11 protein-coding genes and 1 tRNA gene are annotated in these 13,281 nt (G+C 61.7%); 8 read left to right on the forward strand and 4 right to left on the reverse strand.

Annotated elements, in window-relative coordinates:
* Window positions 1-511 precede the first annotated feature (511 nt).
* From A6U98_RS26720 to A6U98_RS26730, 3 genes are all read right to left on the reverse strand, one after another.
* Window positions 512-602, reverse strand: a tRNA-Ser gene (locus tag A6U98_RS26720).
* 169 nt (window positions 603-771) lie between these two features.
* Complete coding sequence (locus A6U98_RS26725) at window positions 772-1,989, reverse strand: FAD-dependent oxidoreductase (RefSeq protein WP_064654165.1); 1,218 nt, start codon at window positions 1,987-1,989, stop codon at window positions 772-774.
* Window positions 1,990-2,076: 87 nt separating this feature from the next.
* A complete protein-coding gene (locus A6U98_RS26730; protein WP_064653994.1) occupies window positions 2,077-3,192 on the reverse strand; it encodes a Gfo/Idh/MocA family oxidoreductase in 1,116 nt (371 codons plus the stop codon).
* Between the two features lie 207 nt (window positions 3,193-3,399).
* Here A6U98_RS26730 and A6U98_RS26735 point away from each other — a divergent pair, with 207 nt between their 5' ends.
* From A6U98_RS26735 to A6U98_RS37315, 8 genes are all read left to right on the forward strand, one after another.
* A complete protein-coding gene (locus A6U98_RS26735; protein WP_064653995.1) occupies window positions 3,400-4,275 on the forward strand; it encodes a MurR/RpiR family transcriptional regulator in 876 nt (291 codons plus the stop codon).
* Between the two features lie 92 nt (window positions 4,276-4,367).
* The gene (iolC, locus tag A6U98_RS26740; RefSeq protein WP_064653996.1) at window positions 4,368-6,302 is read left to right on the forward strand and encodes a 5-dehydro-2-deoxygluconokinase; all 1,935 of its coding nucleotides are present in this window, start codon (window positions 4,368-4,370) and stop codon (window positions 6,300-6,302) included.
* Between the two features lie 201 nt (window positions 6,303-6,503).
* Window positions 6,504-8,354, forward strand: a complete 1,851-nt coding sequence (gene iolD, locus A6U98_RS26745; protein ID WP_064653997.1) for a 3D-(3,5/4)-trihydroxycyclohexane-1,2-dione acylhydrolase (decyclizing) — start codon at window positions 6,504-6,506, stop codon at window positions 8,352-8,354.
* 56 nt (window positions 8,355-8,410) lie between these two features.
* The gene (gene iolE / locus A6U98_RS26750) at window positions 8,411-9,328 is read left to right on the forward strand and encodes a myo-inosose-2 dehydratase (protein ID WP_064653998.1); all 918 of its coding nucleotides are present in this window, start codon (window positions 8,411-8,413) and stop codon (window positions 9,326-9,328) included.
* Window positions 9,329-9,521: 193 nt separating this feature from the next.
* Window positions 9,522-10,319, forward strand: a complete 798-nt coding sequence (gene iolB / locus A6U98_RS26755; protein ID WP_003558056.1) for a 5-deoxy-glucuronate isomerase — start codon at window positions 9,522-9,524, stop codon at window positions 10,317-10,319.
* 89 nt (window positions 10,320-10,408) lie between these two features.
* A complete protein-coding gene (locus A6U98_RS26760; protein ID WP_064653999.1) occupies window positions 10,409-10,636 on the forward strand; it encodes a DUF1127 domain-containing protein in 228 nt (75 codons plus the stop codon).
* A gap of 51 nt (window positions 10,637-10,687) precedes the next feature.
* Window positions 10,688-11,524 carry a helix-turn-helix domain-containing protein gene (locus A6U98_RS26765; RefSeq protein WP_064654000.1) on the forward strand — a complete coding sequence of 279 codons (837 nt, stop codon included), beginning with the start codon at window positions 10,688-10,690 and terminating at the stop codon, window positions 11,522-11,524.
* Between the two features lie 102 nt (window positions 11,525-11,626).
* Window positions 11,627-11,788 (forward strand): hypothetical protein, encoded by a 162-nt coding sequence (locus A6U98_RS37315; protein WP_012756769.1) that lies wholly within the window; start codon window positions 11,627-11,629, stop codon window positions 11,786-11,788.
* Between the two features lie 42 nt (window positions 11,789-11,830).
* On the opposite strand, the gene A6U98_RS26775 is transcribed toward A6U98_RS37315, so the two are convergent.
* On the reverse strand, window positions 11,831-13,198 hold the full coding sequence (locus A6U98_RS26775) for an MATE family efflux transporter (RefSeq protein ID WP_064654002.1): 1,368 nt from the start codon (window positions 13,196-13,198) through the stop codon (window positions 11,831-11,833).
* Window positions 13,199-13,281: the final 83 nt, after the last annotated feature.

The following is a 13,281-nucleotide window of genomic DNA, read 5'->3' on the forward strand; positions in this document are numbered from 1 at the left end:
GAGCAGCGTTCCCTGCCCCATCCCCGTGTTTCAAGAAGTGGACGATCAGTCGCCCTTGCTTCCGAGGTTGAAAATACAAGACGGAAGCCGTCACGCAATCACCAACTTGTGTAGACGGGGGGTTTGAGGGAGCCTTCCCGACATTCTGTTGCTGAAAGGACACAAGTTGGGCAGCCGGCCTCTCTTTCCTTTATGCTTCGTTAAGAAAACCCTGATTTTGCGAAGGCTTAGGGGAGACCGCTAAAGAATTGGACATGCGCTTTGCGACACATTCGTGACACTTTTTTGACAAAATGCGGCTCTTGCGGGGGATTCGTGATTACCGGAAGCGTAACCGGACGTGCACCGATCCGCTTTCGCCACCTGTCAGTGGCTTGAGCGCGGGAGGTGATTCCCGCATCGATTCTCTCGCTTGAGGCAGAGAGATTTTTTCGTCGCCCGGCCTAGCCAACTAAGCGAACGTGATTCCCTGCCAGAAACTAACGATCGACGCGCGCTCAGGAAATCGGAATGGCGGAGAAGATGGGATTCGAACCCACGATACGCTTTTGACGTATACTCCCTTAGCAGGGGAGCGCCTTCGACCACTCGGCCACCTCTCCGGTGCGGCCTAACTATGGTGACCGGTCTGTGAATGCAAGGGTTTTTTGAGTTTTCACCAGAAGAAATGCAGCGAGCTGCAATTCGGCCGGTTGCGCAATCAAACCGCATTTCCTGGCGAAATCCGCGGAATTTGATCGCGCTTCGTTCTCTTCGATGAAGAAGCCGAACTCAGCCGAGCAGGCTCTTGAGGTCGGCAGAAGGGTCGGCGAGAATCGATTTATCGGGATTGGTCCCGGATTCCAGCAGTTTTTTGCCGGTCACATAGGCCTTCGCGTCGTTGATCGCATCGACGGCAATCAGCCGGCCTTCCCTGAAGTACCAGACCGAATGGGCGCCTTCGCGGGCGCCGGGGCGCAGCAGCGTCTCGTCATAACCGAGATTGAAGCCGGCGATCTGCAGCTTGACGTCATACTGATCGGACCAGAACCACGGCTTCGGATCATAGGGCTGGCTGCCGCCGGCGATGACGGCTGCCGCCGCTTCGGCCTGGTCGACGGCGTTCTGCACCGATTCGAGCCTGATGCGGCCGCCCTCCCAGGGAAGTGCGGCGCAATCGCCGGCGGCGAAGATCGCCGGATCGGAGGTGCGGGCGAATTCGTCGACGACAATGCCGTTGGCGACTTCGAGACCGGCTTCCTTGGCAAGCTGATCGTTCGGCGCGACGCCGATGCCGACGACGGCGAAATCGATGTCGATGACCGATCCGTCGGAAAGTGCGGCACCGGTGACCCGGCCATCCTTGCCGATCAGATGCTTGAGCCCTGTCTTCTCGCGGATCACCACGTCATGGGCCTCGTGGATCACGCGCATGATGTCGGCGGTCTCCTTCGCCGCGACGCGCTGCAGGATGCGGTCGGCCATCTCAATGACGGTGACTTCCAGGCCGCGATGGCGGGCGACGGCCGCCGCCTCGAGACCGATATAACCGCCACCGATGATGAGGACGCGGCGACCGGGGCGCATCTCGTCAGCGAGCAGATCGGCATCGCGCTTGTCGCGGGCGACATAGACGCCTTCGAGATCGCCGCCGATTGCGGCCGGCAGCCGGCGCGGCGTCGAGCCGGTGGCGAGCGCCAGCGTGCCGTAATCAAGAACGGAGCCGTCCTGCAGCAGAACCTGCTTGCTGTCCGGCTTGATCTGCTCGGCCCAGGTCGAAAGGCGAAGGTCGACGTCATTGTCCGCATACCAGTGCTCGGCGCGGAACAGCAGGCGGTCGAAAGCCATTTCGCCGAGCAGGTATTTCTTCGAAAGCGGCGGGCGCTGATAGGGAGCGACGTCTTCCGCGCCGATGAGGGTGATCGGGCGCGTATCCTTCAACGCACGCACCTTGGCCGCCAATGCGAAACCGGCCTGTCCTGCGCCGATGATCACCAGTCTATCCGTCACGATCTCACTCCTGAAGCTGCGCCCGACGCCCACGCCAAGGCCTATTCCCTACCCCACGCCCCGTCAACGGAAAGCGGCCTCTTACATTCAGCCGATCTCGATCCAGCGGCGCTCGTGGAAGGACTGTGCCATGGCATGCACCGACTTCTCTATCCTGAGACCGTCTTCGAATGTCACGATCGACGACGGCTCGCCTGATATTGCCCGGATCAGCTCTCGGCATTCGATGATCTTCAGATCGTTGAAGCCGAGGCCGTGGCCTGGTGCCGGGATAAACCGATCATAAGGCTGATGGGCGGGTGCCGCCAGTATCTTGCGGAAGCCCTGCTCGGAGCCGCGACCGTTGGCTTGATAGAGTTCGAATTCGTTCATCCGCTCCTGGTCGTAGACGATCGAGCCTTTCGAGCCAAAAATCTGCAGGGCGATGCGGCCCTTGCGACCCCAGGCGGCGCGATTCGCCATCAACACGGCTGAGATGCCACCGCCAAGCCGCATCAGCACGTTGGCGCCATCGTGGTTTTCGACGGCACGGCGACCACCCTCGCTCTGCGGACGGTCGGCATAGGGTTTCACCATATCCGTTATGACGGCCTCGACATGGCCGAAGAGATACCAGAGCAGCGACAGCGGGTGCACGGCGAAATCGTCGAGCGCGCCGTAGCCGGCGGAAAGCTCGCTCTTCCAATAAAAGAAGACATCAGGATCGGCCATGAAATCCTCGTCCATCTCGACGCGGATGTGGTTGACCGTGCCGATGGCGCCCTCGCCGATCAGCGTCCTGATATGCCGCATGACGGGATTCTGGATATAATTATAGCCAAGGGCGGCAACCCTGCCTGATTTCTTCGCCGTCTCCAGCATGCGCTCGGCATCGGCATAGGCCGGCGCCATCGGCTTTTCGCACCAGACATGTTTGCCGGCCGCAAGGGCTGCAATCGCCATCTCGGCGTGGAACTGATTGGGCGTGGTGACGGAGACGACGTCGACCTCGGGATCGGCAATCAGCGTCCGCCAGTCGGCCGTCGCCTTCTCGAAGCCGAATTCACCGGCACGAGCCTCAGCAAGTCCGGCATTGGCTTCGGCCAGATGCACGAGACGCGGACGCTCGACATCGCCGAACACCGTCTTTACCGCATTCCACGCCAGCGCATGGCACTTGCCCATATAGCCGGTGCCGATCAAACCGATGCCGAGTGGCTTCATTTCCGTCTCCTCCAGAGCTGCGCGCGGATTTTTGGAATATTTGGATCATTTTGACAAGGGACCTCCTCAAAGGCATTTTTGCCCCCCTCCCTGAAGGACTGTCTAAAAGCCTTCAATTACAGGGGATTAAAAACAATTAGCCGTGCCGTTTGAAATCGTTTATGCTCGATAATATGGAATATTTGTTTCATCTCGTGAGCCGTAAGCATGGATAACGATCCCCAGAGGCACGCACGCGTGCCGCGCGATTTCGAAAGCCTGCGCAGCACCATCATCGAGCGCAAGGCGAGCATGCCGAAGCGACTGGCGCAGGTCGCCGCCTTCGCGCTCGGCAATCCCGACGAGATCGCCTTCGGAACGACGGCCAGCATCGCGGCCGCCTCCGACGTCCAGCCGTCGACGCTGGTGCGCCTGGCGCATCATCTGGGTTACGGAGGGTTTTCCGACCTGCAGAGCATCTTTCGCGAAAGATTGCGGGACCGGACGCTAAGCTACGAAGAGCGCCTCGTCACGCTCGAGCAATCGAGCGGCGACGATGAGGATGCCAATCTGCTCTCCGGCTTCATTGCCGCAGCAAGCCAGTCGGTCAACCGGCTGGCGGCGACGGTGCAGAGCGATACTTTCACGAAAGCTGTGAATATCCTTGCTGCCGCCGAGACGATCTATCTGATCGCCAAACGGCGCTCCTACCCGTTGACGGCGCATATGACCTACGCTTTTTCCAAGCTCAACATCCGCCATCAGATCGTCGCCTCGCCGAACGGTGTCGACCCTGAAATGGTGCAGTTCGCATCACCGAAGGATGCAGCGATCGCGGCGAGCTTCTCGCCCTATGCGGCCGACAGCCTCAGCCAGAGCCAGGAGCTTGCCGACCGCGGCGTCCCCGTCATCGCGATCACCGATTCGGCCTTTTCGCCGCTTGCCGCCTGCGCTACGCACTGGTTCGAGGTGGCGGAGGCCGATTTCGCCGGCTTCCGCTCGCTTTCGGCTTCGATGGCGCTCACCATGGCACTGCCGGTTGCAATCGCCGAACGGCGGCGCAAGGGTCAGCAGTCAAAACCTGCAAAAGGCAAAATGGAATAAACATTCCGAATTGACAAAATATCGGAACCGATGTTTCATTATTGAAAATTCGCAGGCACTGGAAGCCGCGCAAAATCTAGCGGGAGGACATCATGGTACAATCGAATCCGGGTTCACAGCCGGAGCCGGCGCTTGATGTGATCACCATCGGCCGTTCCTCGGTCGATCTTTACGGCCAGCAGATCGGTTCGCGGCTGGAGGATATCGGCTCCTTCGCCAAGTCCGTTGGCGGCTGCCCGGCCAATATCGCCATCGGCACGGCACGGCTCGGCCTCAAATCCGGCCTCATCACCCGCGTCGGCGACGAACAGATGGGACGCTTCATCCGCGAGCAGTCGGCGCGCGAAGGTGTTGCGACAGATGGCATCGTCACCGACAAGGAGCGGCTGACGGCGCTGGTGCTGCTTGCGGTGGAGGCCGAGGGCGTGTCGCCGATGATCTTCTATCGGTCGGACTGCGCCGACATGGCCCTCGATGAAGGCGATATCGACGAGGATTTCATCAGATCTTCGCGCGCCGTTCTCGTTTCCGGCACGCATTTCTCGCGGCCGAATACCGAGGCCGCGCAGCGCAAAGCTATCCGCATCGCCAAGGCGAACGGCCGCAAGGTGATCTTCGATATCGATTACCGGCCGAACCTCTGGGGCCTTGCCGGCCATGCGGAAGGCTTCGAGCGCTACGTAAAATCCGACCGGGTCTCCTCGAAGATGAAGGAGACGCTGCCGGACTGCGACCTCATCATCGGCACCGAAGAAGAAATCCTCATCGCTTCCGGCGCCGACGACGTGCTCGGCGCGCTGAAGGAGATCCGCCGACTGTCACCGGCGACGATCGTGCTCAAGCGCGGCGCCATGGGCTGCATCGTCTATGACGGGCCGATCGCCGACGATCTCGAAGCCGGCATCATCGGCCAGGGTTTCCCGATCGAAGTCTTCAACGTACTCGGCGCCGGCGACGCCTTCATGTCCGGCTTCCTGCGCGGTTTCCTGCGCGACGAGCCATTGAAAACCTGCGCCACCTGGGCCAATGCCTGCGGCGCCTTCGCCGTCTCCCGCCTGCTCTGCTCGCCGGAATATCCGACCTGGGCGGAACTCGACTTCTTCCTGACGACCGGCAGCAAACATCGGGCGCTGCGCAAAGACGTGGAGATCAACCATATCCATTGGGCATCGACCCGGCGCGGCGAAATCCCACTTTTGATGGCACTGGCGATCGACCACCGTTCGCAACTCGTCAGCGTCGCCGATGAGCTCGGCGTCGGCCATGAGAAGATTGTCGCCTTCAAGCGGCTGGCAGTGGCGGCCGCGGCGCGGGTTTCCAATGGCCGCGCCGGCTACGGCATGCTGATCGACGAACGCTTCGGCCGCGACGCTTTCTTCGATGCGGCGACGAAGAATTTCTCCTGGATCGGACGGCCGGTGGAATTGCCGGGCTCGAAGCCGCTGCGCTTCGAATTCAGCCAGGATATCGGCTCGCAGCTTGTGGAATGGCCGCTCGGACATTGCATCAAGTGCCTGTGCTTCTATCATCCCGATGATCCGGCTGAATTGAAGACGGAGCAGCAGGAGAAGCTGAGGACGCTGTTCGAGGCTGCCCGTAAGGTCGGCCGCGAGCTGCTGGTGGAGATCATCGCCGGCAAGAACGGGCCATTGACCGACGATACCATTGCGACCGCGCTGGAGGAGCTCTATGCGCTCGGCATCAAGCCGGACTGGTGGAAGCTGGAGCCGCAGGCATCCCGTGAAGCCTGGAAGAAGATCGATGCGGTGATCGCCAAAAATGATCCATGGTGCCGCGGTATCGTGCTCCTGGGGCTCGAGGCGCCCGCCGACGAGCTGATCTCCTGCTTCGAGGCGACGCTGGCGGCTCCCTCCGTGAAGGGCTTCGCCGTCGGCCGGACGATCTTTGCCGATCCGGCGCGCGCCTGGCTTTCGGGCGAAATGAACGACGAGGAAGCGATCGCCGATATGGCCGGCCGCTTCCGACAACTGACAGAGGCGTGGCTGAAGACGCGCGGACATCAGTAGAGTTAGAATTAAGACCCCTCCCCAACCCCTCCCCACAAGGGAGGGACTTAACCCGGAGCACCGCCTCACGCCATCAGCAAGCTTCCCTTTGGAGGAGACGTTGCGGCGAGAATGTAGAGAGCCCTGTGGGTTAGCCCCTCCCCCTTGTGTGGAGGGGTTGGGGAGGGGAAAACGCGAAAAGAAAGATTGCGGGAGGCCTCGATGGGCAAGACGGTACGGTTGACGATGGCGCAGGCCGTCGCGCATTTCCTGAAAGTACAGATGACGATCGTCGACGGCAAGAAAGTGCCGATCTTCGGCGGCGTCTGGGCGATCTTCGGTCACGGCAACGTCGCCGGCATCGGCGAGGCGCTCTATCAGGTGCGCGATGAATTGACGACCTATCGCGCCCACAATGAACAGGGCATGGCGCATGCGGCGATCGCCTATGCCAAGGCGAATTTCCGCACGCGCTTCATGGCCTGCACGAGCTCGATCGGTCCGGGCGCGCTGAACATGGTGACGGCTGCCGGCGTGGCGCATGTCAATCGTATCCCCGTTCTCTTCCTGCCGGGCGACGTCTTCGCCAACCGTGCGCCGGATCCGGTGCTGCAGCAGATCGAGGATTTCGGCGACGGCACGGTTTCCGCCAATGATGCCTTCCGTTCGGTTTCGCGCTATTTCGACCGCATCACCCGGCCCGAGCAGATCATCACGGCGCTGAAGCGCGCCATGCAGGTCTTGACCGACCCGCTCGATTGCGGCCCGGTGACATTGTCGCTCTGCCAGGACGTTCAGGCGGAAGCCTATGACTATCCGGAAAGCCTGTTCGACGAAAAAGTCTGGACGACCCGCCGGCCGCAGCCGGATGCGGACGAGCTGGCAAATGCCATCGCGCTGATCAAGGCATCGCAGAAGCCGGTGATCGTTGCCGGCGGCGGCGTGCTTTATTCGCAGGCGACGAAGGAGCTTGCCGCCTTTGCCGAGGCCCACGGCATTCCGGTCGTCGTCAGCCAGGCGGGCAAATCGTCGATCAACGAAACCCATCGGCTGGCGCTCGGCTCGGTCGGCGTCACCGGCACCTCGGCGGCCAATGCGATCGCCGAAGAGACGGACCTCGTCATCGCCGTCGGCACCCGCTGCCAGGATTTCACCACCGGCTCCTGGGCGCTGTTCAAGAACGACAGCCTGAAGATGATCGGCCTCAATATCGCCGCCTATGACGCAGTGAAGCACGACAGCCATCCGCTAGTGACTGACGCCCGCGAAGGGTTGAAGGCGCTTTCGGCAGGGCTTTCCGGCTGGAAGGCGCCGGCCGCACTCGCCGAGAAGGCGACTGCGGAGAAGAAGGTCTGGATGGAGGCCGCAGCCAAGGCGATGGCGACGACCAATGCCGCCCTGCCCTCCGATGCCCAAGTGATCGGCGCAGTGGCGCGCACGCTCGGCGGCGAGAACACGACGGTGCTTTGCGCTGCAGGCGGCCTTCCCGGCGAATTGCACAAGCTCTGGCCGGCGACGGCGCCGGGCAGCTATCACATGGAATACGGTTTTTCCTGCATGGGTTACGAGATTGCCGGCGGGCTCGGCGCCAAGATGGCGCATCCGGAACGGGATGTCGTCGTCATGGTCGGCGACGGTTCCTACATGATGATGAATTCTGAGCTTGCCACCTCGGTCATGCTCGGCCTCAAGCTGAATATCGTCGTGCTCGACAATCGCGGTTATGGCTGCATCAACCGGCTGCAGATGGGAACCGGCGGCGCCAACTTCAACAATCTGCTGAAGGACTCCTATCACGAGGTGATGCCGGAAATCGATTTCCGGGCGCATGCCGAAAGCATGGGCGCCATCGCCGTCAGGGTCGCCTCGATCACCGAACTCGAACAGGCCATCGCCGACTCGAAGAAGAACGACCGCACCTCGGTCTTCGTCATCGACACCGATCCGCTGATTACCACGGAGGCCGGCGGCCACTGGTGGGATGTCGCTGTGCCTGAGGTTAGCCCGCGCGAAGAGGTCAACGAAGCGCGCAAGGGCTACGTCGAAGCACGTGCCGCCCAGCGCATCGGCTAATATGATTCCCGGAAGAGCGTCCCGGCTCTTCCGTAATGCTTTTAAGGAGAATGTTGATGAAGGCCAAACTCGGCATGTCGCCCATCGCGTGGTGGAATGACGATCTTCCTGAGCTCAGCGATGATGTGTCCCTGGAGGAATGCCTGCGGCAATCGCGCAGTGCCGGCTTTACCGGCATGGAAAAGGGCCGCCGCTTCCCCGACGATCCGGAGGTGATGCTGCCGATTCTCCGTGCAGCCGACGTCACGCTGTGCGGCGGTTGGTTCTCGGGCACGCTTGTCGATGAGGAGCTTGCCGCCAACAAGGACCGCATCGCGCCGATGATCGAACTGTTCAAGGCCGTCGCCGCGCCCTGCATCGTTTACGGCGAGGTGGGCCGCTCGATCCAGGGCGACCGCTCCAAGCCGCTGGCGACCAAGCCGCGCCTTTCCGATGACGAGATGAAGGCCTATGGGCGCCGCCTCACCCAGTTCGGGGAATGGTGTGCCGAGCAGGGCATGGCGCTTTCCTATCACCATCACATGGCGGCCGTCGTCGAAACCGAGCCGGAACTCGACGCCTTCATGCGTTACTCGGGCGAAGGTATTCCGCTGCTGCTCGATGCCGGGCATTTGGCCTTTGCCGGCGGCGACGTGCTGCGCGCCATCGAGAACCACCACGCCCGTATCAACCATGTTCACGTCAAGGATATCCGCAAGCCTGTGGTGGATGGGCTGGACCGCAGCCGACAGTCCTTCCTCGATGCGGTGGCGCTTGGCGCCTTCACGGTGCCGGGTGACGGCTCGCTCGATTTCGGCGCCATCGTCCAGCGGTTGGCCGATCACGGCTATGAAGGCTGGTTCGTCGTCGAAGCCGAACAGGATCCGCGCAAGGCCCCGCCGCAGAAAATGGCCGAGATCGGCCACGCAGAATTGATGCGCGTCATGACGGCTGCTGGCTATACCGTGGAAACGGAAGGCTTTCCTAAGGGATAGCGGAACAAAAGACCCCTCCCCACCCCCTCCCCACAAGGGGGAGGGACTTAACTTGAGGCACCGCCCCGCACCAACGGCCACCTTGCAAAAAGGAATGCCGTAATATGGGCGAGACAGCACGGCAGGTTAGCCCCTGCCCCTTGTGGGGAGGGGTTGGGGAGGGGAATTTTCCAACTTACGAGGAAAAACACCAATGCCAAATCTCAAGGTGAAACCATCAGGCACGCATGGCCGCGTCACCCATGTCACCCCGGAAAATGCCGGCTGGACCTATGTCGGCTTCGATCTGCATCGGATGAAGCCGGGCGAGACCGTTTCGGGAGAGACGGGCGATCGCGAAGTCTGCCTCGTCTGGGTGACCGGCAAGGGCAAGGCATCCGCCGGCACCAAGGATTTCGGCACGCTCGGCGGCCGCATGAACCCGTTCGAAGGCGCCCCGCATGCGCTCTACATCCCGATGGAATCGACGTGGTCGGTGACGGCGGAGACCGATCTGGAGCTAGCCGTCTGCTCCGCACCCGGCGGCGGCACCTATCAGGCGAAAGAAATCCCGCCCGGCACGCATCCGCAGGTGACGCGCGGCAAGGGCACGAATGTGCGCTACGTCAACAATATCATGCCGGAAGATGACAGCTCGGCGCATTCGCTGCTGGTCGTCGAGGTGATTACGCCTGGTGGACACACCTCCTCCTATCCGCCGCACAAGCACGACCAGGACGACCTGCCGAACGAGAGCTTCCTGGAAGAGACCTATTACCATCGCCTCAACCCACCGCAGGGCTTCGCTTTCCAGCGCGTCTATACCGACGATCGCTCGCTTGACGAGGCAATGGCGCTTGAGGATGGCGATGTAACGCTGGTGCCGAAGGGCTATCACCCCTGCGCCGCCTGCCATGGTTACGACCTCTATTACCTCAACGTCATGGCCGGGCCGCAACGGATCTGGAAATTCCACAATGCCGCTGAACACGAGTGGCTGCTGAAGGCGTAAGCGTCGCGTTCGATCGCTAAATAATCTGACAGCGCGAAACCGCCGCTGATGGTTCACTGCCTCCATCCACACACGGATGGAGGATCACCATGCACAGCTCGAATTTTACGATACCGGCCCGGAATATTCGCTCTTCGCGCCATAGCCGACCCGGCTTGCTTCTTGCCGTCATCACGGCAGCCCGCTGGCTGGCGCGCAAGATGAACGAACGACGCAACTGCAATGCGTTGATGGAGCTTTCCGACGAACAGCTGAAGGATATCGGCCTTTCCAGGGGGCAGACGGAGAGCGATGTTCATGTCTACAGCCGTTACTAAAGTGCTGTTATAAGCACTGTCGGTTCTGGCCAGTCTGATACGGAATATGCAATGTCGCAGTTCTCAACGGCACCGCTTCTGAAAACGAAGATGGTCACTATTCGTGACATCGTCTGCAATGGCGAGTGCCGTCATAAGAGCGACGAGGAATGCGCCCACAGGACGAGCCTCGTCTATCCCTATCGCGGCGTCTTCATGCGGCATGTCGGCCGCAATGATACGGTGGCCGAAGCCAATCAGGTCTTGTTCTTCAATGCCGGCCAGGGATATCGAATCAGCCACCCTATCGAGGGTGGCGACGCCTGCATCGATCTGGCGATCGACGAGACCATGCTTGAAGAGCTTACGCCGAAGGAGCAGGCGCAACCCGGCCCGCCCTTTTCCTTCCGCCGCCAGCGCCGGCGGATTGATCCGCGCGCGCAGGCGCTGGTCGCTCTCCTGCGCCACGGTCTCAGCCGCAACGTCGCCGAAACGCTGGAAGCGGAAATATTGGCGCTGACGCTCGTGCGCCGCTCGCTTGGCGAGCGCACATCGCATGCGGCGGGCGCCAGCGCCGGCCGGCAGAAGCTCGTCGACCGGGCAAAGCTGGTGCTTTCCTCCGATCTCGCGCGGCGCTGGACGCTTGCGGAAATCGCCTCGGAAGTGGGCGTCTCGCCGGTTTACCTCACTCAAGTCTTCCAACAGGTCGAGGCCACACCGCTCTATCGCTACCAGTTGCGGCTGCGGCTTGCCCGCGCCCTCGATCTGCTCGGCCAGTATGAGGATCTGACCGCGCTCGGGCTTGATCTCGGCTTTTCCAGCCACAGCCATTTCAGCGCGTCCTTCAAGCAGGCCTTCGGGCAGACTCCGGCCGAATTCCAGCGTTCGGCGCAGCTGCGGCGCAGGTGAAAACTCCTATTGATTGCTAAAGATTTCGACAGCGGTGATGCGGTCTTCGATGATCTTATGAACCTGTCCCGATCCGGGGACGATCAACAGGAGGATCACCAGATGAAAAAGACCACATGCGCTGCCTGCGACTGCGAACTCGGCGCGGAGACCATCACCGTCAAGCTCGGCGGCAAGACTGTCGAGGTCTGCTGCCAGGAATGCGCCGAGGCGCTGAATGAGGCGGAAGCCGCGACAACGGCCGCTTCGAGCGGCAAGGAATAGACGACATCAGGCAAAGCCGCGCTCCGGCGCGGCTTTTCCGTCTCAGATCGGTAGAAGCCCGTAGCGCCAGCCGCGGCGTTTGGCGTTCTGCGACAGCACCAGGAAGGCAAGGATGAACATACCTGCCTCGGCAAAGACCGGCACCATCCAGATCCCCTGCTCGCCGAAGACGAAGGGCAGCAGGAAGGTGAGCGGCAGGGTGAGCAGATAGGGCCGCGACAGGCCGAAGATCGCCGCGCGCGGGGCATCGCCGATCGACTGGAAATAGGACGACAGGATCAGCATCTGCCCGAAGAGAAAATAGGCACCGATCGTCCAGGGCAGAATTCGCAGGACCTCGGCGATGATCGCGGGATCGGCGACGAAAACGGCGCCGAGGCGGCCGGCCAGCAATTCGACGGTGATCTCCACCAGGGTGCAATAGACGAGCGCTGCGAGCATGGCGATCTGCAGGCTGCGGCCGACGCGGAGCCCGAGGCCGGCACCGTGATTGTTGCCGACGATCGTCTGCAGTGCGATGCTGAGGCCAAGCAGCGGCAGATAGGTGAAAGTCATGATCCGGGTGATGATGCCATAAGCAGCCACGGTCGCGGCATAGTCTGCCACGCTCCAGAGCGCGACGTTGATCAGAATGGCGGCCGAGGCCAGCGATATGCCGATGAAACCGAGGCTCATGGGCGCGCCGAAGGCGACGATGCCGCGCCATTCTGCAAGAGCCAACCCGGGGGAAGGTCTGAGCGCCGCCGGCCGGCGCCAGCGATAGGCGAGCACGGCTGAGAGACAGACGAATTGCGCTGCGATGGAGCCGACTGCCGAACCGAGCACGCCCCAATGCATCACCGCCATGAACAGCCAGTTGGCGAGGATGTTGAGCAGCGAGGCCGACAGCGTCACCAGCGTCATGAAACCGATCTTGCCTTCGCAGCGCAATCCGTCGAGATGCAGCGACAGGAAGAAGCCGACCGGCGCACAGGCGATCATCGCGCCCATGAACAGCAGGGCACCGTCGGCAACCGAGGCGTTGCCGGCGGCACCGGCATCGATGATCTGCCGACCCACCGTCCAGTAGACCAGATTAAGGACGAGGGTAACGGCGAACGCCAGCGCATGCGCGCCGGCAAACACCCGACGCGCGCCTTGACGATTGCCGGCGCCGAGCCGGCGGGCGAGGATGCTCGCCATGCCGTTCGAGACCAGCGATTGCAGGGCGACGAGCAGCATCAGCCCCGGGAAAATCAAGCTGACGGCAGAGAGCGCGTCCGGGCCGACATAGGCACCGAGGAAATAGGCGTCGACGACGGTGAACAGGCCGTTGACGGTGGTGATCGCGACGATCGGTGCCGCCGTTTTGATGAAGACGCCCGGCAGCCAGCCGGTAAGAAAGGCATTACCTTCAGAAAAATCGGTCATGGAGAAATCCGTGCAATAGCGGCCGAGGCCCGATCCGGCTTACGAATCCTGCGTATCCGGACAGCCTCGAAAGAATGAGAGCA

The organism is Rhizobium sp. WYCCWR10014, from assembly GCF_001657485.1.
Classification (GTDB): domain Bacteria; phylum Pseudomonadota; class Alphaproteobacteria; order Rhizobiales; family Rhizobiaceae; genus Rhizobium.